The following is a 25747-nucleotide window of genomic DNA, read 5'->3' on the forward strand; positions in this document are numbered from 1 at the left end:
TTATAACTTGCCGCGTTCCCGCACCGGCAGCATGGCGTTGCACAGTTCCAGGTAATTGGCCGCGAATTTGCTCCATGGGCCGCCGCGATTGCGCTGCGCTTCCAGCACTTGCTGGTAGATCGGCGCCTCGCTGCGCATCACTTCATAGTGGCTGCGCTCCGCTTCCGGTACGTCCGCCTCCAGGCGCACCGAGACGATCGGCATGCGCGCTTCGTTCGCGCCGTAGAAGCCCAGGGTCTCGCTGCCGCGCGGCAGGGTGGTCAGCAGCGGCATGCCGGACAGCACGCGGCCAACTACGGTGATGTTGCGGTCCAGCTGGCGCGGCGCGTGGCCGGTCACCGCATACAGTTCGACGCCGCTGCCGCTGTCGGTCTCATTGCCGCGTGCCACGCCCACCGCGCTGTAGCAGTGCGTCAGCCAGGTGGTCCTGGCCTGCGGGTCGCGGCCGACCGGGAAGCCGTTGGAGTGGCCAATTTGCGGGGCATAGCCGTCGGCGTCCTTCTGCTGCACGAAATGTTTATCGTTCGACATCGGTACTGTGAATTCGCCGGTCACCTTGGCTTTGGCCGTGCCCAGCGACTTGGGCTTGTCAGTCTCGCCATTCGGATCGCCCCACTGCGCCACATAGTTTTCCTGCGAGCGGTTGATCGACAGGCCATCAAAATAATGTTCTTTCACCAGCGTCTTGATGTTGGCGATGTTCTGCGGCGCGAAGTCCGGCGCCAGCTCGATCACCACGCGGCCGGTCGGCAGGTCCAGGTACAGCGTGTTGGCAGGATCGGTCGGGCGCCAGTCGGATGGCTTGGAGGTTTTGATCACCTCGCTGGCGCTAGGGCGCACCGGCAGCTCTGCCGCGTGCGCGACTTGCAGGCCAAATGCCAGAACAGGCAGGGATAAAACGCGGAAAGTACGTGACAAAGCCATCCAGATCTCCTTGGTTGAGCGAACCCGCTTGCTGCGGGACCAGTGCCGATTGTAAACTGGATATTAATCGTCAGGAAAGCGCTCTGCCAAGCCCATGTGGCCTTTGGGTGGTGTATGATTCCGGCGCTTACTTTATGGGAAGAATATGGATTTTATGCAATTTTTTGACATGATTCTTCATGTCGATAGAACCCTGGATGTGCTGATCCAGCAATACGGGACGCTGATCTACGTGGTGCTGTTTGCCATTATCTTCGCAGAGACCGGCCTGGTGGTCCTGTTCTTCTTCCCTGGCGATACCCTGTTGTTCATTGCTGGCGCGCTGTGCGCAGTCGGCGAAATGAATCTGCCGCTGTTGATGTTCCTGCTGACCACCGCCGCCATCACCGGCAACACCTGTAATTACTGGATAGGCGAGAAGGTCGGCCAGCGCATGTTCACCCACGATTACCGCTGGCTGAACAAAGATGCACTGAAAAAGACCCATGAATTCTTCGAAAAGCACGGCGGCAAGACCATCGTGCTGGCGCGCTTCGTGCCGGTGGTGCGTACCTTCGCGCCGTTCGTGGCCGGCGTGTCGGACATGACGTTTGCCCGCTTCCAGCTGTATAACTTCGCTGGCGCCATCCTGTGGGTGGTGCTGCTGACCATGGCCGGCTACTTCTTCGGCAACATCCCTATCGTGCGCGAGCACCTGACCGAAATCGTGCTGGTCGGCGTGGGCCTGGCGATTGTGCCGATGATTATCGGCGGCCTGTATAAACTAACCCGCCGCCTGCAAAGCCGCTGAAACCCGCATCAAGTCATGCTGCGCGGCCGCCGCAGCGTGACGTTTTGCTACTTTTCTCCAGCGACTGTCCTGCCTTACCCTCAAGTTTTGCCCAAATGCATCCGTATACCAGAGTGTAATGTCACTTCTGGATAGCCCATGCGTACCCTCCTCACCCTGTTGGCCTGCTGCTGCGTCGTTTCCGCAGCCGTTAGCGCTGAAAAAGATCCGCTGATTTCGCCATCGACGAAAACCGCGCTTCCAGGTGGTGCGAGCGGTAGCTCGGGCTCGTCCGCGTCCGCTGCATCGGCTTCCTCGTCTTCCAGCGCACCTGCGCGCAAGCTGAGCAAGCGCGAAGAAGAGCAGCAGGCCGAGGCCGACCTGTCGGCACGCATTCAGGAGCGCCTGGCCGCCATGCGCGCCAATCAGCAGGCGCGCGTCGCCGCTGCCGCCAAGGCCAAGAAAGCAGCGGAAGCCAAGGCGGCCGCAGTCGCCGCTGCGCCCAAGGTGTACAGCAATGTCTGGTCATACGAGGGCGAGGCTGGCCCGGCCAACTGGGGCAAGATCAATCCTGCCTGGGCCAAGTGCGGCAATGGCAACCGCCAGTCGCCGATCGATATCCGCGACGGCATGAAGGTGGATCTGGAGCAGATCACCTTTGACTATCACCCGTCGTCATTCAATGTGACCGACAACGGCCATACCGTGCAGGTCATGGTCGGCAATGGCAATTTCATCACGGTTGGCAACCGCACTTATGAGCTGATCCAGTTCCACTTCCATCGTCCGTCCGAGGAGCGCATCAACGGCAAGGGCTTCGAGATGGTGATGCACCTGGTGCACAAGGACGGCGAGGGCCGCATTGCCATGCTGGCGCTGCTGCTGGAACGTGGCAAGCAGCAGCCGGTGATACAGACGGTGTGGAATAATCTGCCGCTGGAAAAATTCGATACGGCTGCACCGTCGATCACGCTGGATCCGATGGACCTGATACCGGCGCGGCGCGACTACTACACCTTCATGGGTTCGATGTCGACGCCGCCATGCCAGGAAGGCGTGCTGTGGCTGGTGATGAAGGAGCCGGTGCAGGCATCCCCGGCGCAGATGGCGCTGTTCAGCCGCCTGTATCCGCTGAACGCGCGCCCGACGCAGCCGAGCAACGGCCGCATCATCAAGGAATCGCAGTAATTACACTGTGATGCGGTGCTTGCCGGTCCAGGTGGCGCCGGCCGCCAGCGGCTGCTGGTAGATGCGCGCCGGCTCGATGCAGATGAAGCGCTGATATTCCTCATCGGCCAGGTCGACCAGGGCTTGCGCATCTTCCTGGCCCGGATTCCACACCACCCATTGTTCAAAGCCGGTCTGCTCCAGACGCAGTGTGGCGTCGGCCGTGTTCAGCGTCACGCCCGGCGTGGCGTCGTACATGCGATCGTGCTTCTCGGTGAAATGCAGCGCCGGCGTATCCTGCACGCGGGTGTTGTTGTGATGGTCAAGGAAGGATTGGTTTTGCAGGCCGCTGATGCTGGTCGCGTCCAGCTGGCCGACATCGTAGTAAGTGTGCAGCGCCACGCCAAATGGATAAGCCTCCGCCCCCGGATTGTGGGCGCGGAAGTCCATCTCCAGCGCATCGCCTTGCAGCGTGAAGCGCAGGGTCAGGGCGAAATCATGCGGCCACGCCTGCGCGTGTTCAGCCGAGATGTCGCCGGGCGCCAGGCTGAATTCGAGGAAAGAGCTGCCGCCGTCGCCGCCCTGGCCGGTCAGGCGCCAGTTGCTGACGCGCGCGAAGCCGTGACGCAGGCCGGGGCCACGCACATTAAACTGCGGGAAGATGACCGGCACGCCGCCGCGTATCGCCTTGCTGCCGTCCAGCGGCGTTTGCGCGCTGACGAACAGGCGCTGCTTGCCATCGGCGGTCTTCCACGACAGCAGATGCGCACCAAACAGCGACACGATCGCCTGCGCGCCATCGGCGGCGGTGAGTTGTACTGCCGGCAGCGCGCCGTATTCGGTCATCTTCACTACAGCCATGGATCTCTCTTTCAGGTCAGCCGGTTTTTTGCCAGCGGTGGATTTTTTGCGAAGTAGCGGCGGATGCCGGTGACGATGGCGTCCGCCAGTTTGTTCTGGTAATCCTCATCGCGCAGCTTGGCTTCTTCCTCCGGGTTGGAGATGAAGGCGGTCTCGATCAGGATCGATGGAATGTCCGGCGCTTTCAGCACCGCAAAGCCGGCCTGCTCGACCGAGCCTTTGTGCAGGCGGTTGATGCCGCCGATTTCGCCCAGCACGGCGCGGCCTACTTTCATGCTGTCGTTGATCTGTGCGGTGGTGGACAGGTCGAGCAGCACGCTGGCCAGTTGCTTGTCGTGATTCTTCAGGTTGACGCCGCCGATGGCGTCGGCCGCGTTCTCCTTGTCCGCCAGCCAGCGCGCGGCGGTGGAGGTCGCACCTTTTTCCGACAGCACAAACACCGACGAGCCGCGCGCGGTCGGCTGCACAAAGGCGTCGGCGTGGATAGACACGAACAAATCGGCCTGCACCTTGCGGGCTTTTTCCACGCGTGTGCCGAGCGGGACGAAGTAGTCGCCGTCGCGGGTCAGCATCACGCGGATGTTGGGCAGGTCTTCCAGCTTGGTCTTGAGGCGCTTGGCGATGGACAGCACGATGTCTTTTTCGCGGCTGCCGTTGCGGCCCGAGGCACCCGGATCTTCGCCGCCGTGGCCGGGGTCGAGCGCGATGGTAATCATGCGCACCATCTTGCCCGGCTTCTCGATTTTTTCAGCGGCCTTGGTCTGTGCTTCGGCGATCTTGACCTGGGCCTTCAGCTCCTCGCGCGGCTCGGCCTTCAGGTCCGGCTTGAGTTCCGCCAGCTGTTCTTTTGGCGTTGGCACGGCCGCCCCATCGGCCGGTGGCGTGGTCCAGTCGCCTTTTTCGATCATGGCGGCGATAGGATCGACTTCCTTCACCGGATACAGGTCGAAGATCAGCCGGTGCTTGTAAGTGCCAGCTGGCGGCAGCGTGAACACCTGCGGCTTGATTTCTTCTTTCAGGTCGAACACCAGCCGCACCACGTTGGGCCGGTTCTGGCCCACGCGCACCTGCTTGATGTAGGGATCGTTGGACTGGATCTTGGCGACCAGGCTTTTCAGCGTCGGATTCAGGTCCAGGCCTTCGATGTCGACCACCATGCGTTCCGGGTCTTTGACGATGAAGTGCGTGGCTTTGAGGTCGGTATCGTTTTCCAGCGTGACGCGGGTATAGTCGTCGGCCGGCCAGACGCGCACGGCGAGAATTTGCGCGGCATGCGCGCGCGACGCGGCAGTGACGGAGAGCAGCAGGGTTGCGCCGGCCTTCAGGACGGTGCGGCGGCTCACATGTTGGGAGCGAATTTGAGGCGTTGAAGGCATGAGTTACCCAAGGCGGTAGACGCCTGCAATTCTACATCACGACCGTGGCCTGACACAGTCAAAAACACATTCAGGTCCGGCGGCGGCAGTACGCCTTCGGCTTTTTCCGGCCATTCGACGATGCAGATGTTATCCCCGTTGAAGTCTTCACGGAAGCCGGCATCGAGGAATTCTTCCGGGCTGCCCATGCGGTACAGGTCGAAGTGGATCACGCTGACAGCGCGGCTGTCGAGCTGGATGCTGTATGGTTCGGACAGCGTGTAGGTAGGGCTTTTGACCGTGCCCACGTGGCCGGCGGCGTGCAATAGTGCGCGGGTGAGGGCGGTTTTGCCGGCGCCCAGATCGCCGTGCAGATGGATCGCCAGGCCGGGCAAGAGCGCGCGCGACAGCGCCGTGCCAAGGGCGGCGGTGCCTGCTTCGTCGTGTAGATGGGCTGTAAAGTGCTGCATCAATTAAAATGTCATGTTGGTTGGATCGCCAGCCATTTTAACCGCTAGCTACGCCAAGATGTCCCTGTCTGAAACCAATTTAGCCGAACTTGCCCTCAGCATCAAGCGCTGGGGTGTGGAGCTGGGCTTCGCCGAAATCCGTATCACCGACGTCGACCTGAGTCACGCCGAAGCCGGCCTGCAGGCCTGGCTGGACGCCGGCATGCACGGCGAAATGGACTATATGGCAAGCCACGGCATGAAACGCGCGCGTCCCGCCGAGCTGGTGCCGGGCACCATCCGCGTGGTCAGCGCACGCATGAACTATCTGCCGAGGGACACGCAAACCGAGGGCGAACATGACTGGCGCGACCGCGAGGCGGCCCGCCTGGCCGATCCCAATGCGGCGGTGATTTCAGTCTACGCGCGCGGCCGCGACTATCACAAGGTGCTGCGCGCGCGCCTGCAGCAGCTGGCCGACAAGGTGAAGGCCGAGATCGGCGATTTCGGCTACCGCGTGTTCACCGATTCGGCGCCGGTGATGGAGCTGCCGCTGGCCGAGAAGGCCGGTCTGGGGTGGCGCGGCAAGCACACCTTGCTGCTGTCGCGCACTGCCGGGTCGATGTTCTTCATGGGCGAATTCCTGGTCGACCTGCCGCTGCCGGTGGACCAGCCGACCGGCGCGCACTGCGGCCAGTGCAGCTCTTGCATTACCGCCTGCCCGACGCAAGCCATCCTCGGGCCGGGGCGCATGGATGCGCGGCGCTGCATCTCCTACCTGACCATCGAATTGAAGAATGCGATCCCGCTGGAGTTCCGTCCGCTGATCGGCAACCGCGTCTACGGCTGCGACGATTGCCAGACCGCCTGCCCGTGGAATAAGTTCGCGCAGCGTGCCGTGCTGCCGGACTTTGACGAGCGCCATGGCCTGGGCAGCGCTTCGATGATCGAATTGTTTGCGTGGACTGAGGAAGAATTCAACCGCAATATGGAAGGCAGCCCGATACGCCGCATCGGCCATGAGCGCTGGCTGCGCAATATCGCGGTCGGGCTGGGAAATGCGGCGGCGGCGGGCGCCAGGGGCGATGCGGCGATCATCGCGGCGCTGGAGGCGCGCCGCGAGCATCCATCCGAGTTAGTGCGCGAGCACGTTGGCTGGGCGCTGGCGCAGCATCAGCACGGCGACCACGCCCCACACGACTAAGGTCACCACCGAGGCTTCCACGCCGTAGCTGCCGCCGGTCAGCCATTCCGGGCCGGAGGTGCTCACTTGCAGCCAGCCGCGCGCTGCGTGGCCCGACACCGGCGCCGCAAACAGGCCGTCGTAGGTGGAGTTCCAGGCGAAGTGTGCGCCGATCGGCAGCCACACGCGGCGCGTTTTCATATAGCAGGCGCTGAACACCAGCGAAGCGATGCAGGTCATGGCGATGCCCATCACGCTGACATTGTCGTTCGACAGGTGGGCCAGCGCGAACAGCAGCATCGAGGCGACCAGTGCGGCGCGCGTGCCCCAGCGTTGTTCGACGATGCGGAACGCCACCGCGCGGAACATGATCTCTTCAAAAAATGCCACCATGATTTGCTCCGGCACGGACTTCAGCAAGAAGCCAAAGCTGTCGCTGCTGCCGGTGATGGTGAAGGCGCCGGCGGCGGCAAGCATGCCGGCCACCGTCAGGCCCAGTGCCGCGCCGAGCGCCACGCCGATGCCGGTTTCCCGCGCCGCGCCATGCAGCGACAATTCGCTGGGCTGGCGTTTTTCAGTGGTGATGACGAACCAGCGGTAGGCGGCCACGCTCAGCACGGTCGCCAGCAGCATCGGCCATACGACGCGCAGTGGCTTGGGGACCAGGATATCCGCCAGCAGCATGGTCAGCGTGATCGGCAGCACCGTGGCGAGGATGCCCAGCACCACGCGGGCGGCGGGATGCGCGAACAGGCGCGAAAAGAACGAAGGGAAGGGGCGAACAGCGTGGGCGATGCTCATGATGCCTCCTTATTGCTGGTGATGGCGGTACGCGCGCTGCGTATGCGTTCGCCGAATGGTTGGTTCTGCAGCGCGGTGATGGCCGCCGCCAGGGCTTCGGACAAAGGGTAGGGCAGGTCGCCATCGAGGCTGTCGGCGGCGGCGCGCGTGGCTTGCCAGCACAGGCGCAGCTGCGGCAGCAGTTGCTGGCCGCGCGCGCTGAGGCGGATCACCTTCTGGCGCGCGTCGCGTTCGCCGGGGGCGGCGTCCAGCAGGCCTTCCTTGATCATCAGCGCCACCGTTTGCGTGGCGGCCGGCTGGGTGATGCCGGCCGCTACCGCGATCTGGCTGACGGTATGCGGCTGGCCGCCTTCCAGCGCCCGCATGACCGGCGTGTAGCGCGGGCGGTAATCGATGCCGGCTTCCTCGTAGGAGGCGCTGACGGCGCCGTCCAGCAAGTCGATCAGATGGCGCAATTGGGTTCCAAGTCCTTGTCTCATGGTTTAACTGTAACACAATACATAAGCGCTTATGTATTTATTTTTTCGCCTGCTTTGTATAATCGCCACACATCAATCAGGAGGCACAATGAATGCAAAACTCTTCGCGCTGCTGGCGGGCGCATCCCTGAGCCTGGCCGCGCATGGCGTGGACTTCGACGGCTGGGCCGACAAGGTCGCCGCCGCCAAGGTGCGCAATGATCCGGAGCAGGCGACGCTGAAGCAGTACTTCGGCGCCGCCGAGCAGGATGGCCTGGACCGCAAGCTGACGCCGAACACGGTGGTGTTCCGCGCGGCCGAAGTGGCGGAGGCGAAGAAGTCGCTGGCGCAGCTGTCCAGGATCGACCAGTCCAGGCTGACGCCGCAGCAGCGCGCCAGCGCGGCGACCATCGCCTGGAGCTTGCAGGGCACGGTAGATGGCTATCCTTACCGCGACTACAACTTTGTGTTCAACCAGTTCACCGGCCTGCATGTGCAGATCGTGAACTTCCTGTCGCAGCAGCATCCGATCCGCAACCGCCGCGACATCGAGAACTACCTGGTGCGGCTGAACGCGGTGGCGGGCAAGATCGATACCGGCATCGTGCAGGCGCGCGGTGCGGCGGCCAATGGCATCCTGATGCCGACCTTTATCACCCAGGCGTCGATCGGCCAGCTGGACCGCTTCCTGGACGGCGCGCCGGAGAAGAATGTGTTTGTGGCGTCGCTGGTGCAGCGCATGGCGAACGTGAAGGATCTGCCGGCCGATCAGCAGGCCAGGTTTGCGGCGGAGGCCACCACCATCGTCACGCGCGCCATCATTCCGGTGTTCCAGCGCACCCGCGCGCTGCTGCAGGAGCAGCTGCCGAAGACCAATAACGATGCAGGCCTGTGGCGTTTACCGAACGGCGACAAGGCCTACGCGGTGCTGCTGCGCCAAATGACATCCACCGATTACACGCCGCAGCAGATCCACGAGATCGGCCTGCGTGAAGTGGCGCGCATCGAGAAGGAGATGAATGGTCTGCTGGTGTCGATTGGCTACACCGACGGCACGATCAAGCAGCGCATGGAGAAGCTGGAGCAGGACCAGCAGCCGAAGGAAGCGGACCCGCGTCCGCAGTTGCTGGCGCGCTATGCCGAGCTGCTGCGCGATTCCGAAGTGCGCGCGAAAGACCTGTTCGACATCACGCCGAAAGCGCCGGTGGAAGTGCGCCGCGAGCCGCTGTTCACCGAGAAGACGGCAGCCGCGCATTACACTGGTCCGGCCAAGGATGGCACGCGGCCTGGCATCTTCTGGGCGCCGATGCCGGGACCGGTGTTCCGCATCGTTGGCATGCGCACGCTGGTGTACCACGAAGGCGTGCCGGGCCACCACTTCCAGGTCGCGCTACAGCAGGAAAACACCGGCTTGCCGCGCTATCGCCGTGACCGCGTGTTCGGCGTCGGCTCGGCTTATGGCGAAGGCTGGGCGCTGTATGCCGAGCAGCTGGCGGCAGAAAACGGCTGGTATGGCGATGATGTGGTTGGCCGTCTGGGCCAGCTGGACGCGGAACTGTTCCGCGCGCGCCGGCTGGTAGTGGACACCGGCCTGCACGCGATGAAGTGGACGCGCCAGCAGGGTATCGACTACGGCATCGCGCCGGCGGAGGTGGACCGTTATGTGGTGATGCCGGGACAGGCCTGCTCGTACAAGATCGGCATGATCCGCATCCTCGATCTGCGCGCCAAGGCACAGCAGGCGCTGGGCGCCAAGTTCAACATCAAAGCCTTCCACAACACCGTGCTGGAAACCGGCAACGTGCCGCTGTCGGTGCTGGAAAAGGTGATCGATGAATGGATTGCTACGCAGAAGGGCTAATTACTTCTTCGCTTTAGTTCGCCACAGCGGGTGCCGGTGTGGCGCGGCCAGAACACGAACGGATTGTTGAGGCAGTATTTTCCAAAGGGGCGCGATTTGTCGAATGTATCTCAGGGAGCGCTCGACACGCCGGCTCAACGATTTGAACGATATGTTGCGCCGACCGGTTGAATCCGCCGCCGAACACGGCCAATCTGTAACGATCAGTGAACACAACATCTAAGCTGTCCTGGACGCTGGTAGCGCACTGGCCTCCTTGGTTAGAAGCCATGGCCAGCGAGAACGATACGAGGCCACCTTGGCTTCAAAAAGCGCTGAATGCGGAGTCAGCGAGTTCATGCTCAGCATGCCGTCGTAAAGCAGTTGCAGCCCATTCGGGGCATAGATGGCATCGGGTCTCGCCCCTACACAAGTGGCGGGGATGAGGAACCTGTCGATTCCATCACGCGCACTGCGAAGCGGCGGGTATGGATGGCCGAAGTATGACTCGTACCACGTATGTACCCGGGCCTGGTTGCTAACTTCAATCGGCACCATCAGGTCGGCCAATACTTCCTCAACCCGTTCTTGCACGCGACGTTCACCTTTTTCGCTCAGGTCACTGGCGTCGAAATAAAATAAATCGTAGTCCTTGATATCCGCATCAGGAGCGCGCCCGGCTTGTATATTCCACACCGTCTGAAATAAGCAGCCAGCGACCAACCAACCATCCGGAAGCGCTAAAGCCTCCCAACGCTCAAGAATTACCCGGTTGTTATCGTTGCTGAGTATGTCCGAGCGAAATTTTTCTTGCATATTTTTTAATCGCGCCATCACGGTGAGTGATGATCGTCTACTTCAGCAAACCGGCCAGCTCGACGGCGGTTTTGACTTGCATTTTGTCGAAGATGTGGGCGCGGTGGACTTCGACGGTGCGCATGCTGATGCCCAGCTGATCGGCCACCACCTTGTTCATTTTGCCGGCCAGGATCAGGTCCAGCACTTCGCGTTCGCGGGTTGACAGTGTCGCCAGGCGGGCGTGGACGGCGGCGGTTTCGCCGGCGCTGCGCGAGTTGGCCAGCGCTTCCTGCACGCGGTCCATCAGCTGGTTGTCGTTGAACGGCTTTTCGCAGAAATCGAAGGCGCCGCGTTTCAGCGTGTCCACCGCCATCGGCACGTCGCCGTGGCCGGTCAGGAAAATTACCGGCATGCGCTGCGCCACGCCGCGCGCCAGCAGCTGGTCGAATACGGCCACGCCGTTCATGTCCGGCATGCGCACGTCCAGCAGCACGCAGTCGCCATCGGCGTCGAATTCGCCTTTATCGATCTGTTGCAGGAAAGCGGTGCCCGATTCGTAGGCGCGCGCCGGAATCCCACGGGAAGTGGCCAGCCAGGTCAGCGCGTCGCGCACGACCGCTTCATCGTCGACGATATGCAGCATTTATGAAGTCTCCTGATCCGTGGCTGCCGGCAGCACGAAGGTAAATATAGTCCCGCCTTGCGGGTTGGCGCGGAATGTCAGTGCGCCGCCATGGAATTCTATCGCAGTCCGGCAGATGTTGAGGCCCATTCCCATGCCTTCCGCTTTGGTCGAGAAGAAGGGGGAGAATAGCCGCGCCGCCACTTCCTCCGGTATGCCGTGCCCCTGGTCGATCACTGCCACGCTGACCTGGGCGGTATCGGCGTCATAGGCCGCCACCACCTTCAGGATGCGCCGCTGCGGCTGCACATGCTGCATCGCTTCGATGCCGTTGCGGGTCAGGTTGAGCAGCACCTGTTCGATCATCACCCGGTCGGCGCGTACCGGCGGCAGGTCGGCCGGGATCTCGGTGCGGAACGAGACATAGCTCTGCCGCGCCTGCAGTTCGATCAGCGCGCGGATACCGTCCAGCAGCGATGGGATGGCCACCGCCTGCCGCAGCGGCTCGCGCTTCTTGACGAATTCGTGCACGCTGCGGATGATCTGGCCGGCCCGCTGTGCCTGCGCGCTGGCCTGTTCCAGCGCCGGCTTGAGGATGGCGCGGTCGAGCGGCTTGTCGTCCGGCGCACGGTCCAGCACATTCAGCGCGCCGGTGGTGTAGCTGGAAATGGCGGCCAGCGGCTGGTTCAGCTCATGCGCCAGCATCGACGCGATCTCGCCCATGGTCGCCAGCCGCGCCGACGCCTGCAGCTTTTCCTGCTGCTGGCGGTTGACTTCCTCGATGCGCTTGCGGTCGGAGATGTCGAGGATGGAACCCATCCAGCCGGTCTGCTTGCCGTTGTTGTCCACCAGCGGCGCCTCGAACACCAGCACCGGCACCCGCTCGCCGTTGGGCCGCTGGAAGAAGGTTTCAAACTGCGGCGTCACCTTGCCCGCCAGGACCGAGGCGAAGCGCGCCTCGTATTCCGACATCGCCTCGGTGGCCCAGTAAGGCATGGGCGGCAGCTTGCCGACGATTTCCTCGGCCGGATAGCCGACGATCTGGCAGAAGGCCGGATTGACATAGGTGATGCGGCCTTCCAGGTCGCGCGCACGCAAGCCGGTCACCAGCGAGTTTTCCATCGCGGTGCGGAACGACATCTGCTGGCGCAGCGCGCCTTCTGCCGCCAGCCGCTTGGAAATGTGTCCCCACAGCGCCAGCAAGCTCCATAGCAGGCCAAGCGACAGCACGATCACCGAGCCGACCAGCAGATTGGGCAGCAGCTTGGGTTCGCTCTTGACGCTGTCGGTCACCAGCGTGACCGAGGCGCCCGGCAGATCGAGCGCGCGCTTGTGGGTGTAGACGCCGTGGCCAGGGCCGGCGGCGGCGCGGCGCGCCAGCACCTTGTCGTCGCGGTCCACCAGCGACACCTGGTTGTCCTGCGCGAACCACCACGGCACCATCTCGTCCAGCAGCGCGCTGGTCTGGAAGGTGGCCACCAGGTCGCCCAGGTACTCGTCGCCGCGGAACAGTGGCACGTGATAATCCATCAGCACGGCGGACGGCGCGGCGCTGGCGTTCTGCGCCTGTACTTCCGGCTGGGTGTACATCGGCCGGCGCGTCTTGCGGGTGATATCGGCGGTGTTCTGCGAAGCTGGCGACAGCTGCACCGGATTCGGCAGCGGATCGCTGGTGGCGCCCAGTTCGCCGCCGGGCTTGAGCCAGATCACCCGCACCAGTTCATGGCCGTTCTTCAGCAGCCGCGCCATGCGGTTGTGCAGCTCCTTGGTGCCGAGGTGGCCGGTGGAGATTTCCACGCCCAGCGTGCGCAGGCTTTCCTCGTCGCGCGCCATCTGGAAGCGGATGGTTTGCTCGACCCACAGCGTGTCGGCGATCAGCTGTTCCTGGCGCTCGTTGCTCTCCATCTGGCGCGCCTGCCATGGCAGCCAGATCAGGATCGCCAGAAAAAACAACACCAGCATGATGGGCAGCAGCCAGCGCAGCGAGGTGCTGGAAAACGGGCGGCGCTGCGGCGCGCTGGTGTTAGAGTGGGATGACGTCATGGGCGGTCAGGGTAGCGGGTCGCGGCAACGCGGTCATTGTGGTTAACCACAATTGCCACTCTTGCACTGCTTTATAAGAATCGTTCAAAATAGAATAAGTTTAACTTTAAACTCAATAGGAGACTTCATGAAACTGAAACACGTTTTGCTCGTCCTGAGCGCCGCCTTGAGCTTCAACGCCTGCGCCCAAGCGCCCATCGTCATCAAATTCAGCCATGTGGTCGCCACCGACACGCCGAAAGGCCAGGCGGCGGAGCGCTTCAAGCAGTTGGCGGAGAAGGCCACCAACGGCCGCGTCAAGGTCGAGGTCTATCCTAACAGCCAGCTGTACAAGGACAAGGAAGAACTGGAAGCGCTGCAGCTGGGTGCGGTGCAAATGCTGGCGCCGTCGCTGGCCAAGTTCGGCCCGCTGGGCGTCAAAGAATTCGAAGCCTTCGACCTGCCGTATATTTTCCCGTCGAAGACCGCGCTGTACAACGTGACCGAAGGCGAGATCGGCAAGTCGCTGCTGAAGAAGCTGGAGTCGAAAGGCATCACCGGCCTGGCCTACTGGGATAACGGCTTCAAGGTGATGTCGGCCAACAAGCCGCTGCGCAACCCGGCCGATTTCAAGGGCCTGAAGATGCGCATCCAGTCGTCCAAGGTGCTGGACGCGCAGATGCGCTCGCTGGGCGCCAATCCGCAGGTGCTGGCCTTCTCCGAGGTGTATCAGGCACTGCAGACCGGCGTGGTGGACGGCACCGAGAATCCGCCATCGAATATGTACACCCAGAAGATGCACGAGGTGCAGAAGTATGTGACCGTGTCCAACCACGGCTACCTGGGCTATGCGGTGATCGTCAACAAGAAGTTCTGGGACGGCCTGCCGGCCGATATCCGCACGGCGCTGGACAAGGCCATGAAGGAAGCCACTACCTTTGAGAAAGCCATCGCCCAGCGCGACAACGACCAGGCGCTGGAAGCGATCAAGAAAACCGGCAAGACTGAAATCTACACGCTTAGCGTGAAAGAGCAGGCCGAATGGCGCAAGGCCATGCTGCCGGTGCAGCAGCAGATGGAAAGCCGTATCGGCGCTGGCCTGATTTCGGCCATCAATAAAGAAGCAGCAAAGTAATCAGCTTGCCACGGGGCGGCGCCAGATCGCCCCGTTACTTATAATCTGGAGACAAACCATGAAATTCCTCGATCATCTCGAAGAGTGGCTTATTGCGTCCCTGATGGCCGCAGCGACACTTCTGATTTTTGTCGCGGTGATCCACCGCTATCTGTCCGGATTCCCCATCCCCGGCTTGCAGGACTACCTGCTGCAAATGAATCTAAGCTGGACCCAGGAAGCCTGCATCTATATGTTTGTGTGGATGGCCAAGTTTGGCGCGGCCTACGGCGTGCGCACCGGCATCCACGTCGGCGTGGACGTGCTGATCAACCGCATGAACACCCCGCTGCGCAACAAGTTTATCGTCTTCGGCCTGCTGGCCGGCGCACTGTTCACCGGCATCGTCGGTACGCTGGGCGCCAGCTTCGTCTGGGAGATCGGCCATACCGAGCAGACCTCGGCCGACCTGGAAATGCCGATGTGGATCGTCTACCTGGCGGTGCCGGCCGGCTCCTACCTGATGTGCTTCCGCTTCCTGCAGGTGATGGTGCACTTCCTGCGCACCGGCGACCTGCCCAAGCATGACCACGCCCACGTTGAGGGCCTGGATGAGGAAATCAAGCAAGGAGCCAAGGCATGAACGCGCTGATTATCTTTGTGCTGCTGCTGGCGCTGATGCTGACCGGGATGCCGATCTCGATCTCGCTCGGCCTGACGGTGCTGACCTTCCTGTTCACCATGACCACGGTGCCGATTGAATCGGTGGCGCTGAAGCTGTTCACCGGCATCGAGAAGTTCGAGATCATGGCGATTCCGTTCTTCATCCTGGCGGGGAATTTCCTGACCCACGGCGGGGTGGCGCGGCGCATGATCAACTTCGCCAGCTCGATGGTGGGGCACTGGCACGGCGGGCTGGCGCTGGCCGGGGTGATGGCGTGCGCGCTGTTTGCGGCGGTGTCCGGCTCGTCGCCGGCGACGGTGGTGGCGATCGGCTCGATCATCCTGCCGGCGATGGTGCGCCAGGGTTATCCCAAGCGCTTCGGCGCCGGCGTCATCACCACCTCGGGTGCGCTGGGCATCCTGATCCCGCCGTCGATTGTGATGGTGATGTATTCGGTGACCACCAACACCTCGGTCGGCAAGCTGTTCATGGCCGGCGTGGTGCCGGGACTGATGCTGGCCTTCCTGCTCGGACTGACCACCTGGTATCTGGCGCGCAAGCATGGCTACCCGCGCATGGCCAGGGCCAGCTGGGGCGAGCGCTGGGGCACCTTCCGCAAGAGCGCCTGGGGCCTGATCCTGATCGTCATCGTCATGGGCGGTATTTACACCGGCATGTTCACGCCGACCGAGGCGGCGGCGGTGTCGGCGGTGTACGCCTTCGTCATCGCGGTGTTCGTCTACAAGGACCTGAAGCTGAAGCAGGTGGGCAAGGTGCTGCTGGATTCGGCGGCGATGTCGGCGATGCTGCTGTACATCATCACCAACGCCGTGCTGTTCTCATTCCTGATGACCAGCGAGAACATCCCGCAGATGATGGCGGAATGGATCACCGGCCAGGGCCTGGGCGTGATCAGCTTCCTGCTGGTGGTGAATATCCTGCTGCTGTTGGCGGGCAATGTGATGGAGCCGTCGTCGATCGTGCTGATCATGGCACCCATCCTGTTCCCGGTGGCGATGAAGCTGGGCATCGACCCCATCCACTTCGGCATCCTGATCGTGGTGAATATGGAGGTCGGCATGTGCCATCCACCGGTGGGCCTGAACCTGTATGTCGCCTCCGGCATCACCAAGATGGGTATCACCGAACTGACCATCGCGGTGTGGCCATGGCTGCTTACCATGCTGGCGTTTTTGGTGGCGGTCACCTACATACCACAAATTTCGCTGTGGCTGCCAAATTTGATTTACTCTTAAAGTAGTTCCGCGCGACGCCAGAAAAAAGTTGAGAAAAAGCTTAACGAATACGTTATGATGGCGTCGCTCTCAGGGAAACATGCATAACGATATGCGACCCGGTAGCAAGAGCCCAGAATTGTAAGTGGGGAGTGTGTATAGAAACGGTAACGAATACCGGCAATAGATCGAGGAGACACACGTTTTACAGAATGTCGCTGTTATAGGGTCTGCAGGCCGCCACAAGCGCGCTACGGAACCAGGCAAGTGACCGGGAACGTGAAGCAGGATTTGAAAACGCACCTTCGGGTGCGTTTTTTTTTGCCGGGGCCATTTACAATGCGGACAGCGTGGTTTTTTGCTGTAGTAGCGATGCAACAAAATGGTGCATCCCAACAACTAAAAAGCCGGATTAGTCCTTTTTTGGTGCAAGTAACTGTGATGAAAATACAACAAGGCAGTGAGCTGTTCAGCGCAGTGGCGGAGTTGCCGTTTGGGAAGCTCGGGGTGCGCACGGCGGCCGGCGTGATTACCGAGCTGTGCTACCTGCCGCCCCATTTTGAGGCGAAGCAGCCGCAGGACGCGACGGCTGAGCTGGCGGTGTTGCAGGTGCAGAAATATTGCGAGGACGCCGATTACCAGTTCACGCTGCCATTGAAACGGGCTGGGACCGCGTTCCAGCAAAAGGTCTGGGACGAGCTGTGCGCGATTCCGCGCGGCAGCACCCGTACCTATGGCGAGCTGGCCAAGCACCTCGGCTCGGCGGCACGCGCGGTCGGCCAGGCCTGCGGCGCCAACTGGTTCCCGGTGGTGGTGCCATGCCACCGGGTGACCGCCGCCAGCGGCCTGGGCGGCTTCTCCAACAGCGATGATCCGAACGGCTACCTGCTAGGTATCAAGCGCTGGCTGCTGGCGCACGAAGGTTCGAGCGAATACGCATGGCAGCAGACAACCTTGCTCTGATCGACGAGTTCTGTGACAGCCTGTGGCTGGAGGACGGGCTGTCGAAGAACACGCTGGAAGCCTACCGGCGCGACATGCGTCTGTTCGCCAAATGGCTGGAGCAGATGCGGCCCGGCGTGGCCGGCCTGCTGGCGGTGGCGGCGCACGACATCCAGGGCTATATCGCCGCGCGCCACCAGGACAGCGGCAAGGCCACCTCGTCCAACCGGCGGCTGTCGGTGATCAAGCGCTTCTACCAGATGCTGCTGCGGCAGCGGCGCATCAGCGAAGACCCTAGCCTGAAGCTGGCCTCGGCCAAGCAGCCGCAGCGCTTTGTGCATACGCTCAGCGAAGCCCAGGTCGAGGCCTTGCTGGCCGCGCCGGATGTCAATACCCCCTTAGGGTTGCGCGACCGCACCATGCTGGAACTGATGTATGCCAGCGGCCTGCGGGTGTCGGAACTGGTGGACCTGAAGATGCTGGAGCTGAGCCTGAACGATGGCGTGCTGCGCGTCACCGGCAAGGGCAGCAAGACCCGGCTGGTGCCGTTTGGCCAGCAGGCGCGGCTGTGGATCGAGCGCTACGTCAAGGACGCGCGTGGCATCATTCTGAACGGCCAGCAGGACGACGCCTTGTTTGTCACCGGGCGCGGTTCGGCCATGACGCGGCAGATGTTCTGGGTGTTAATTAAAAAGCATGCGCTGAAGGCGGAGATTACGGCGCCGTTGTCGCCGCACACCATGCGCCATGCATTTGCCACCCACTTGCTGAACCATGGCGCCGACTTGCGTGTTGTTCAATTGCTATTGGGGCATACGGATATTTCCACCACGCAGATCTATACGCACGTGGCGCGTGAGCGTTTAAAGCATTTGCATGCGCAACATCACCCTCGTGGATGAGCAACTTGGTTCATAATGCAGCTTGTGCAGTGCAACGCTTTAAAGGAGCAACAAATGGCAAAAACAAACTTTGCATATGAAAAGCGGCAGCGCGAGTTGGAAAAGAAGAAAAAGCAGGAAGAGAAAAATCGGCGCAAGGCCGAGCTGAAGAATAACCCCGGCCTGGCCGAGGAGGGCGAGGCCGACATCGCCGACGGCGAGCCCTCCGGCCTCGCCGCCGACGACGAGTAATCGTCATTCCGGCGTACGCCGGAATCCGGGCTGAGCTGGCCGTGCATGGACTCCCGCTTGCGCGGGAGCGACGCTAGCTAGGCCACCTCGCGCAGCGAGTGCTCCTCTTCGGCGTGGCCGCGCTTGAACCAGCGGGCGGCGCGGCGGCCCCAGTTGTCGAGGTAGGTGTAAGCCACCGGCACCACCACCAGCGTCAGCAGGGTGGAGGTGATCACGCCGCCGATCACCGCACGGCCCATCGGCGCCTGCGTCTCGCCGCCTTCGCCCATGCCAATCGCCATCGGCAGCATGCCGAACACCATCGCCAGCGTGGTCATCAGGATAGGCCGTAGCCGCACCTGGCCAGCGTTCATGATGGCTTCCAGCTGGCCCTGGCCTTGTTGCTGCGCGTGGTTGGTGAAGTCGACCAGCAGGATCGCGTTCTTGGTCACCAGGCCCATCAGCATGATGAAGCCGATCACCGAGAAGATGTTCAGCGTGCTGCCGGTCACCAGCAGCGCCACCAGCACGCCGATCAGCGACAGCGGCAGCGACATCATGATCGCCACCGGCTGCAGGAAGCTGCCGAACTGCGAGGCCAGCACCAGGTAGATGAAGATCACCGCGATGCCCAGTGCGATCATGGCCGAGGTCATCGACGCCTGCATTTCCTGCGCATTGCCGCCGACATCGAAACGCACGCCAGCCGGCAGCTCGATTTCCTTCATGGCCTTCTTCACGTCGCTGTCGACGTCGCCGCCCGGACGGCCTTCGGTACTGGCATACACCGCCACCCGCCGCTGCAGCGCCTGGCGCTTCAGCACCTGCGGGCTGAACGCCGGCACGAATTCCACTACCTGGCGCAGCGGCACCATGATCGGCCGGCCGTCCGGCCCCGGCTTGCTGGATGCCAGCGACAGGTCGGCCAGGTCGGTTACCTTCTGCCGGCCCGACTTCGGCAGCTGCACATTGACTTCGTAGTTCTGGCCATCGGCGGCCAGGAAGTGCGAGGTGGTGTCACCCGCCACGAAAGGCCGCAGCGCGTTGCCGATCTGCTGCGTGGTCAGTCCCAGGTCGCTGGCCAGTTCGTTGTTGATCTTGATATTGGTCGACGGATTGGCGCCTTCCTGGCTGTATTCCAGGTCGGCGACGCCCTTGATCTTGCGCATCTTGTCCATCAGCCGGTGCGCCACGTCATCCAGCTTGGCTTCGTCGGTGCCAAGGATGGCGATGAAGATCGGTTTCTGGCCCATGCTGAGCGTGATGCCGGCAATCTGGTTCAGGCGCGCGCGGATCGCCGCCTCCATCTGCTGCTGGCTGCGGCGCTTGTGATGCTGGCGGTCCAGCAGCTTCATGTCCAGCTGCGCGGTGTTGCGGCCATCCCAGGTGCCGACCACGGTAATCACGCTGGCGATTTCCGGGAATTCCTTGAGCGCCGCTTCCACCTGGTGGATCTTGTTGTCGGTGTATTCCAGGCTGGAGCCGACCGGCGTCTTGATCATGAAATGCACCCAGCCGTTATCCTGCTCCGGCATCATCTCGCCGCCGATTTTCGGCACCAGCAGGATGCTGCCGGCGAACAGCGCAAAGGCCAGCAGCAGCGTCATCTTTTTCCAGCGCAGCGCCAGCGCCAGCACCTTGCCGTAGACCACGTGCAGCCATTCGACGCCGCCTTCCAGCCAGTGCATCACGCGGCCCAGCCACGGCAGGTATTTGAAGCGGTCCTGTTCAGGATCGGGCCACACCGAGGACAGCATCGGGTCCAGCGTAAACGAGACGAACAGCGACACCAGCACCGCCACCGCCACCGTAATCCCGAACTGCAGGAAGAAGCGGCCGATGATGCCGTCCATGAAGGCCACCGGTATGAACACCGCCACAATCGCGAAGGTGGTGGCCATTACCGCCAGGCCGATTTCATTGGTGCCGTCTGCGGCCGCCTTGCGGTGGTTCTTGCCCATGCCGAGGTGGCGCACGATGTTCTCGCGCACCACGATGGCGTCGTCGATCAGCAGGCCGATGCACAGCGACAGCGCCATCAAGGTCAGGAAGTTCAGCGTGAAGCCGAAGGCCTTCATGGCGATGAAGCTGGCCAGCACCGAGATCGGCAGCGTCAGGCCGGTGATGATGGTCGAGCGCCACGAGTGCAGGAAGAAGAACACGATCACCATGGTCAGCACCGCGCCTTCGATGATGGTCTTTTTGACGTTGTCCAGCTGCGCCTGTACCTTGACCGATTCGTCGTTCAGCACCTCGACCTTGATATCTGCCGGCAGCGTTTTCTTCAAATCGGCGGCCACCTGCTGGATGCGCCGGCCGACTTCGACCACATTGGCGTCCTGCACCTTGGTGATGTCCAGCGTGACCGAACGCACGCCGTCGATGCGCGAGATCGACAGCTCCTCCTGCGCGCCGTCTTCCACTGTCGCCACCTGTTCCAGGTAGACCGGGCCGTTGGCGCGGCGCGCCACGATGATCTTGTTGAAGTCGCGCGGGTCTTTCATCTTGCCTTCGACGCGCACCAGCCGCTCGCTGGCGCCGTAGCTGATGAAGCCGGCCGGCAGGTTGGTGTTGGTGTTCTGGATCGCGGCCAGCACCTCGTCCACGCCGACCGCCTGCGCGGTCAGGTCGTTGGGGCGCAGCTGGATCAGGATCTGGCGCGCCGCCATGCCGTTGACGCGCACCTGGCCGACGCCGGCCACGCCCTGGAAGCGCTTGGCGATAATCTGGTCGGCCATGGTCGACAGGTCGCGCAGCGAGTGCTCGCTGGCGGTCAGGCCGATGGTGGCGATGGGCTGCGCGTTCTCGCCCTCGAAGCGGACGATGAACGGGTCCTTGGCTTCGCGCGGGAAGCGCGGCCGCACCTGCGCCACCTTGTCGCGCAAGTCCTGCATGGCGCGGTCCATATCGGTCGACAGTTCAAAGTCGACATAGACGCCGGCGCGGCCTTCCCACGAGTTGGCGCGCAGCGTCTTGATGCCGCTGACGGTGTTGACCGCTTCCTCGATCGGGCGGGTAATATCGTTTTCCACCGCCTCCGGCGAGGCGCCCGGATACTGCACTTCGATGGCGGCGCCGGGAATGTCGACATTGGGCATGGCTTCCAGCCCCAGGCCGCGGTACGAGAACAGGCCCAGCACCATCAGCGCCACCATCACCATGGTGGCGAAGACCGGATTCTGGATGCTGACTTTAGTGATCCACATGCTCAGCCCTTCGACGGTTCAACGGCTTTGGCCTGCGCCGACGGCGGCAGCTTGACGGCGGCGCCGGGCTTCAGGCTGTCCAGCCGCGAGACGATGACGTGCGCGCCTTGCGTCAGCCCTTCGCTGACTTCGGCGTAGCCCTCGTCCTCGTTGCGCAGCCCGACCTTGACCGGCTGCGCCACCAGCTTGCCCTGTTCGACTTTGTAGACAATCGGCCGGCCCTGCTTGTCATTGCGCAGTGCGGCCAGCGGCACTATCGGCGCGACCGCCGAACGGTCGGTGACGATGCTGCCCTTGGCGAACATGCCGGCGCGCAGCGCGCTGTCTTCGTTCTTCACGGCGATGTAGACCAGCATGGCGCGCGAGCCGGCTTCGGTGGACGGGTTGATGCGCGCCACCTGGCCGTGGAAATCGCGTTGCGCAAAGCCGTCAACGCGGAACTTCACATCCTGGCCGACTTTCACGCGCGGGATTTCCGAGGCCGGCACCTGCGCTTCCAGGATCAGTTGCGACAGGTTGACGATGCTGTACACCGGCATGTCCAGCGCCAGCTTTTCACCGGCCTGCACATGGCGCTTGCTGACCACACCGTCGATCGGCGCCTTGATCACGCCATCGTTGAGCGCAATCCGCGCCAGCTCGACCATGGCCGACGCCGACTTGACGTTGGCGCGCGCCAGGTCGACCGTGTTCTGCGTTGCGTCATAGGCGTTTTGCGAGATGTATTTCTGGCTCAGCAGCGCCTGGCTGTTGGCTGCGTTTTTGCTGGCCATGGCCAGCTTGGCCTGCGCTTCGTCCAGCATGGCGTGCTGCTGTTGCAGGCGCGCGCGCAGGTCGGCCTGGTCGATGCGCGCCAGCACCTGGCCGGCTTGCACCGCCATGCCTTCCTGTAGCGTGGTGGCTTCCACCACGCCAGAGACTTTGGACTTGATCGTGGCGGAACTCAGTGGCGCCAGCGAGCCGGAAAAGGGCAGGCTGACCGCCAGCGAACGGGCGTCGACGGCGGCAATGTCGCCGCTCGATAATTCAAAGACATCCTTTTTCTCAGCTGCTGCAGCAGCAGGGGCAGAGGTTGGGGCGGACGCAGGCTTGCTGCGGAGCACAGTCCAGCTACCACCGGCAATGGCCACCACCACCAGCGCGGCGGCCGGCAGGCGCCAGCGCGGGGCGCGCGTGGTCGGGTGCGAGATAGGGGGTAAAGTTTCCAGTTTCATATCGTTTTTCTAGCCTGAAGGGATGCGCATGGTGACACTTTAGGAAGTTCCAAGCGTCACGGCCAGAGAAATGCGATAGTCGGCGCAAAACCGCGCCTGAAGTGTAGAAAACAGGTGTCGTTCCGGCGCAGGCCGGAACCTATAGAACGTGTGCGGGACTTTCTATGGATGCTGGCCTGCGCCGGCATGGCGGGGGGCGAGGCGCAGCGTCACCAGCACTTGCCCGTGGTCGGAGGCGGCCGGCGTGCTGTCGACCAGGTGCTGGTTGAGGTAGGCCACATCGACCACCTCGCCGATGGCGTGGCGCGAGGCGGGATGGAATTCCTCGGACACCAGCACATGGTCGATGGTGGCGTGGCGGCCGTCATGGGCGATGGTGTAGCCGGCGTCGCGGCGTCGCTCGCGGCCGGACTGGATCTGGCGGCAGTCGAACAATTGGCCGTGCAATTCCTCGCCCGGCTCGCAGGCCGCGCCGGCGCCCATGACGATGTGGGTGGTGACCGCGTCCACGGTATCGTTGAAATCGCCCAGCACGATGCGCGGACGGCGCTGCACCTTGTCCATTGCGCTCAGCAGCGCGCGCAGCGCCACCGCCTCGGTGCCACGACGGATCAGCGAGCGCAGATTGGCCTGGGCGTGCAGCATCGGCGCATCGCCGGCGTCGCCCGGCTGGTAGTCGGGACGCTTGGATTTGAGGTGGACCACGATCACGTCAACGATGCGCTCATTCGGCAGCACGATCTGCGCGTGCAGCGGCGCACGTGCGAAACGGTCGGCGTCGCGGCTGCCGTCGGGCAGCGCCACGCCATCCGGAAACATGATGTAGGCCTGCGGCGGCGCGGCCAGTGGCAGGCGCGAGATCAGCGCCAGTTCCGGCGTCACGCGCGGCAGGCCGGTGGCTGGATCGGCGGGCGGCTCGAAGCCGGCCAGCGTCGCCTCGCGATAGCGGACGCTGCGCGCCAGCACGTCGCGCAGCGCGGCCAGCGAGAAAATTTCCTGCAAGCCGATGACGTCGGCGTCCAGCTGGTCCAGCTGTTGCGCCGTCCAGTCGACCTTCGCTTGATACTCCGCCTCGGTCAGCGGCGCCAGATTGTCGTACAATTTCGCCCCAGGCTGGGAAAGATTGCAAACATTGAAAGTGGCAAAGCGAATTTCCTGCTGCATAATGGACAACTCCGATCTCACCATGGCTAAAAAAGAGCATATTTCCGAAACCCCTGCCACCCAGATGCTGCGCAAGCACAAGGTCGCCTTCACCGAGCACCCGTACAACTACGAGGAACACGGCGGCACCAGCGTGTCCTCGCGCGAGCTGGGCGTCGACGAGCATCACGTGGTCAAGACGCTGGTGATGCAGGACGAAGCCGCCAAGCCTTTAATTGTGCTGATGCACGGCAATTGCAAGGTCTCGACCAAGAATCTGGCGCGTAACATCGGCTGCAAGTCGGTCGAACCATGCAAGCCGGAAGTGGCGACGCGCCACAGCGGCTACATGATCGGCGGCACCTCGCCATTCGGCACCAAGAAGGCCATGCCGGTGTATGTAGAGGATAGCATTCTTGCGCTGGAAACGATTTATATCAATGGCGGTAGGCGTGGCTACCTGGTTGGCATCCAGCCGCAGGTGCTCACCGAGCTGCTCAACGCCAAGGCGGTACATTGCGCACTGGCGGAGTAAGGCTGTATATTCAGCGGCTGCCCTGATGGGCCTATGACAATAATTTGAGGAAAAGATGAATACAGTTTGGATGACCGTGGCCGCCTACCTGATCGGTTCGATCTCGTTTGCCGTTGTCAGCAGCAAGTTGTTCGGCCTGGCCGACCCCCGCACCTATGGCTCGAAAAACCCCGGCGCCACCAATGTGTTGCGCAGTGGCAATAAAGCCGCCGCCATCGCCACGCTGATCGGCGACGCCGTCAAAGGCTGGCTGGCGGTGTGGCTGGCGATTCATTTCCAGGAACGTCTGCAGATCGGCGATCCAACCATCGCGCTGGTGGCGATTGCGGTATTCCTGGGCCACCTGTGGCCGGTATTTTTCCGCTTTGTGGGCGGCAAGGGCGTGGCGACGGCGGCCGGTGTGCTGCTGGGCTTGAATGTTTGGCTGGGCGTCGCCACCTTGGTGACGTGGGCCGTGGTGGCGTTCGCCTTCCGCTATTCGTCGCTGGCGGCCCTGGTGGCGGCGGTGTTCGCACCGTTCTATTATGGTTTATTGTTTGGCGTGGAGCCGCAGCTGGCCGCCGTGTTCATCATGAGCGTGCTGTTGGTATTCCGTCACAGCGGCAACATCGCGAAGCTGATCGCCGGCAAGGAAAGCCGCATCGGCAGCAAATCGAAAGGCACCCATGGCAACTCCCATTAAAATTGATTTTGTCTCCGACGTTTCGTGCCCCTGGTGCGCGATCGGCCTGAAGTCGCTCGACAAGGCGCTGGCCGCGATCGGCGATGAAGCCGAGGTCGACATCCATTTCCAGCCGTTCGAGCTGAACGCGGCCATGCCGCCGGAAGGCCAGGACATCGGCGAGCACCTGACCGAGAAATACGGCTCCAGCCCGGAACAGCAGCAACAGGCGCGCGAGATGATACGCGCGCGCGGCGCCGATGTCGGCTTCGACTTCGCGATGGACAAGCGCGGCCGCATCTACAACACCTTCGACGCGCACCGCCTGCTGCACTGGGCCGGCCTGGAAGGCAAGCAGAAAGCGCTGAAGGAAGCGCTGTTCAAGGCTTACTTCACGCAGGGGCTGGACCCGAGTGCGCATGAGGTGCTGATCTACGTGGCCGGCGAAGTGGGGCTGGACAAGGACGCGGCGCGCAAGGTGCTGCATTCCAATGAATACGCGGGCGAGGTGCGCCAGGCCGAGGAATTCTTCCACCGCCACGGCATCAATTCGGTGCCGGCCGTGATCATCAACGAGCGCCATCTGATCTCCGGCGGCCAGCCGGCCGAGGTGTTTGAGAAAGTGCTGCGCGAGATTATGGCCAAATCGGCATAAAAGTACCGGTTGCGGGG

The 25747-nt window shown here is 62.6% G+C and carries 25 protein-coding genes and 1 pseudogene; 14 read left to right on the top strand and 12 right to left on the bottom strand.

Annotation, left to right across the window (positions count from 1 at the left end):
- A complete protein-coding gene (locus tag KW842_RS16795; RefSeq protein WP_218305246.1) occupies positions 1 to 924 on the bottom strand; it encodes a peptidylprolyl isomerase in 924 nt (307 codons plus the stop codon).
- Between the two features lie 145 nt (positions 925 to 1069).
- Here KW842_RS16795 and KW842_RS16800 point away from each other — a divergent pair, with 145 nt between their 5' ends.
- Both KW842_RS16800 and KW842_RS16805 read left to right on the top strand, forming a co-directional pair.
- A complete protein-coding gene (locus KW842_RS16800; RefSeq protein WP_218305247.1) occupies positions 1070 to 1714 on the top strand; it encodes a VTT domain-containing protein in 645 nt (214 codons plus the stop codon).
- A gap of 138 nt (positions 1715 to 1852) precedes the next feature.
- Entirely contained in the window at positions 1853 to 2881 is a 1029-nt protein-coding gene (locus tag KW842_RS16805; RefSeq protein ID WP_218305248.1) for a carbonic anhydrase, read from the top strand.
- Here the strand turns inward: KW842_RS16805 and KW842_RS16810 are convergent, their stop codons facing one another.
- The 3 genes from KW842_RS16810 to tsaE are packed head-to-tail and all read right to left on the bottom strand — an operon-like array spanning position 2882 to position 5546.
- On the bottom strand, positions 2882 to 3721 hold the full coding sequence (locus KW842_RS16810; RefSeq protein WP_218305249.1) for a D-hexose-6-phosphate mutarotase: 840 nt from the start codon (positions 3719 to 3721) through the stop codon (positions 2882 to 2884).
- 11 nt (positions 3722 to 3732) lie between these two features.
- Positions 3733 to 5097, bottom strand: coding sequence for an N-acetylmuramoyl-L-alanine amidase (locus tag KW842_RS16815; RefSeq protein ID WP_218305250.1), 1365 nt, complete (start codon positions 5095 to 5097; stop codon positions 3733 to 3735).
- The gene (gene tsaE, locus KW842_RS16820; RefSeq protein ID WP_218305251.1) at positions 5061 to 5546 is read right to left on the bottom strand and encodes a tRNA (adenosine(37)-N6)-threonylcarbamoyltransferase complex ATPase subunit type 1 TsaE; all 486 of its coding nucleotides are present in this window, start codon (positions 5544 to 5546) and stop codon (positions 5061 to 5063) included. Before tsaE ends, KW842_RS16815 begins: the two co-directional genes overlap by 37 nt.
- A gap of 58 nt (positions 5547 to 5604) precedes the next feature.
- On the opposite strand from tsaE, the gene queG reads away from it, so the two are divergent.
- The gene (gene queG / locus KW842_RS16825) at positions 5605 to 6729 is read left to right on the top strand and encodes a tRNA epoxyqueuosine(34) reductase QueG (protein ID WP_218305252.1); all 1125 of its coding nucleotides are present in this window, start codon (positions 5605 to 5607) and stop codon (positions 6727 to 6729) included.
- On the opposite strand, the gene KW842_RS16830 is transcribed toward queG, so the two are convergent.
- The gene (locus KW842_RS16830; RefSeq protein ID WP_218305253.1) at positions 6661 to 7509 is read right to left on the bottom strand and encodes a CPBP family intramembrane glutamic endopeptidase; all 849 of its coding nucleotides are present in this window, start codon (positions 7507 to 7509) and stop codon (positions 6661 to 6663) included. The two genes, queG and KW842_RS16830, sit on opposite strands and share 69 nt — an antisense overlap.
- Positions 7506 to 7964, bottom strand: coding sequence for a MarR family winged helix-turn-helix transcriptional regulator (locus KW842_RS16835; RefSeq protein ID WP_229223743.1), 459 nt, complete (start codon positions 7962 to 7964; stop codon positions 7506 to 7508). Before KW842_RS16835 ends, KW842_RS16830 begins: the two co-directional genes overlap by 4 nt.
- Positions 7965 to 8076: 112 nt before the next feature.
- On the opposite strand from KW842_RS16835, the gene KW842_RS16840 reads away from it, so the two are divergent.
- Positions 8077 to 9828 carry a DUF885 family protein gene (locus KW842_RS16840; RefSeq protein WP_218305255.1) on the top strand — a complete coding sequence of 584 codons (1752 nt, stop codon included), beginning with the start codon at positions 8077 to 8079 and terminating at the stop codon, positions 9826 to 9828.
- A gap of 27 nt (positions 9829 to 9855) precedes the next feature.
- Positions 9856 to 9999, top strand: a pseudogene (locus tag KW842_RS16845) (IS30 family transposase); the annotation flags it as partial.
- Positions 10000 to 10047: 48 nt separating this feature from the next.
- Here the strand turns inward: KW842_RS16845 and KW842_RS16850 are convergent.
- From KW842_RS16850 to KW842_RS16860, 3 genes are read right to left on the bottom strand one after another with little or no spacing between them, the layout of a single operon-like run.
- A complete protein-coding gene (locus tag KW842_RS16850) occupies positions 10048 to 10623 on the bottom strand; it encodes a nucleotidyltransferase family protein (protein WP_218305256.1) in 576 nt (191 codons plus the stop codon).
- A gap of 37 nt (positions 10624 to 10660) precedes the next feature.
- Positions 10661 to 11248, bottom strand: a complete 588-nt coding sequence (locus KW842_RS16855; RefSeq protein ID WP_218305257.1) for a response regulator transcription factor — start codon at positions 11246 to 11248, stop codon at positions 10661 to 10663.
- Positions 11249 to 13270 carry a nitrogen regulation protein NR(II) gene (locus KW842_RS16860; RefSeq protein ID WP_218305258.1) on the bottom strand — a complete coding sequence of 674 codons (2022 nt, stop codon included), beginning with the start codon at positions 13268 to 13270 and terminating at the stop codon, positions 11249 to 11251.
- A gap of 127 nt (positions 13271 to 13397) precedes the next feature.
- Here KW842_RS16860 and KW842_RS16865 point away from each other — a divergent pair, with 127 nt between their 5' ends.
- From KW842_RS16865 to KW842_RS16890, 6 genes are all read left to right on the top strand, one after another.
- A complete protein-coding gene (locus KW842_RS16865) occupies positions 13398 to 14384 on the top strand; it encodes a TRAP transporter substrate-binding protein (protein WP_218305259.1) in 987 nt (328 codons plus the stop codon).
- Between the two features lie 58 nt (positions 14385 to 14442).
- A complete protein-coding gene (locus KW842_RS16870; RefSeq protein ID WP_218305260.1) occupies positions 14443 to 15006 on the top strand; it encodes a TRAP transporter small permease in 564 nt (187 codons plus the stop codon).
- On the top strand, positions 15003 to 16283 hold the full coding sequence (locus KW842_RS16875; protein WP_218305261.1) for a TRAP transporter large permease: 1281 nt from the start codon (positions 15003 to 15005) through the stop codon (positions 16281 to 16283). The genes KW842_RS16870 and KW842_RS16875 overlap by 4 nt, the downstream gene beginning before the upstream one ends.
- Before the next feature lie 420 nt (positions 16284 to 16703).
- On the top strand, positions 16704 to 17225 hold the full coding sequence (locus tag KW842_RS16880; RefSeq protein WP_218305262.1) for a methylated-DNA--[protein]-cysteine S-methyltransferase: 522 nt from the start codon (positions 16704 to 16706) through the stop codon (positions 17223 to 17225).
- Positions 17201 to 18106 carry a site-specific tyrosine recombinase XerD gene (xerD, locus tag KW842_RS16885; RefSeq protein ID WP_218305263.1) on the top strand — a complete coding sequence of 302 codons (906 nt, stop codon included), beginning with the start codon at positions 17201 to 17203 and terminating at the stop codon, positions 18104 to 18106. Before KW842_RS16880 ends, xerD begins: the two co-directional genes overlap by 25 nt.
- A gap of 54 nt (positions 18107 to 18160) precedes the next feature.
- On the top strand, positions 18161 to 18337 hold the full coding sequence (locus KW842_RS16890) for a hypothetical protein (RefSeq protein ID WP_218305264.1): 177 nt from the start codon (positions 18161 to 18163) through the stop codon (positions 18335 to 18337).
- Between the two features lie 77 nt (positions 18338 to 18414).
- On the opposite strand, the gene KW842_RS16895 is transcribed toward KW842_RS16890, so the two are convergent.
- The 3 genes from KW842_RS16895 to KW842_RS16905 all read right to left on the bottom strand — a co-directional run bounded on the left by KW842_RS16895 (position 18415) and on the right by KW842_RS16905 (position 23900).
- On the bottom strand, positions 18415 to 21522 hold the full coding sequence (locus KW842_RS16895; RefSeq protein WP_218305265.1) for an efflux RND transporter permease subunit: 3108 nt from the start codon (positions 21520 to 21522) through the stop codon (positions 18415 to 18417).
- 2 nt (positions 21523 to 21524) lie between these two features.
- A complete protein-coding gene (locus KW842_RS16900) occupies positions 21525 to 22736 on the bottom strand; it encodes an efflux RND transporter periplasmic adaptor subunit (protein WP_218305266.1) in 1212 nt (403 codons plus the stop codon).
- Positions 22737 to 22898: 162 nt separating this feature from the next.
- Positions 22899 to 23900, bottom strand: a complete 1002-nt coding sequence (locus KW842_RS16905) for an endonuclease/exonuclease/phosphatase family protein (RefSeq protein WP_218305267.1) — start codon at positions 23898 to 23900, stop codon at positions 22899 to 22901.
- A gap of 22 nt (positions 23901 to 23922) precedes the next feature.
- On the opposite strand from KW842_RS16905, the gene ybaK reads away from it, so the two are divergent.
- From ybaK to KW842_RS16920, 3 genes are read left to right on the top strand one after another with little or no spacing between them, the layout of a single operon-like run.
- Complete coding sequence (ybaK, locus tag KW842_RS16910; RefSeq protein ID WP_218305268.1) at positions 23923 to 24414, top strand: Cys-tRNA(Pro) deacylase; 492 nt, start codon at positions 23923 to 23925, stop codon at positions 24412 to 24414.
- Between the two features lie 55 nt (positions 24415 to 24469).
- Positions 24470 to 25096, top strand: coding sequence for a glycerol-3-phosphate 1-O-acyltransferase PlsY (gene plsY / locus KW842_RS16915; RefSeq protein ID WP_218305269.1), 627 nt, complete (start codon positions 24470 to 24472; stop codon positions 25094 to 25096).
- Complete coding sequence (locus tag KW842_RS16920; protein WP_218305270.1) at positions 25080 to 25730, top strand: DsbA family oxidoreductase; 651 nt, start codon at positions 25080 to 25082, stop codon at positions 25728 to 25730. The genes plsY and KW842_RS16920 overlap by 17 nt, the downstream gene beginning before the upstream one ends.
- Positions 25731 to 25747 lie beyond the last annotated feature (17 nt).

The organism is Duganella sp. sic0402 (assembly GCF_019219065.1).
GTDB lineage: Bacteria > Pseudomonadota > Gammaproteobacteria > Burkholderiales > Burkholderiaceae_D > Rugamonas.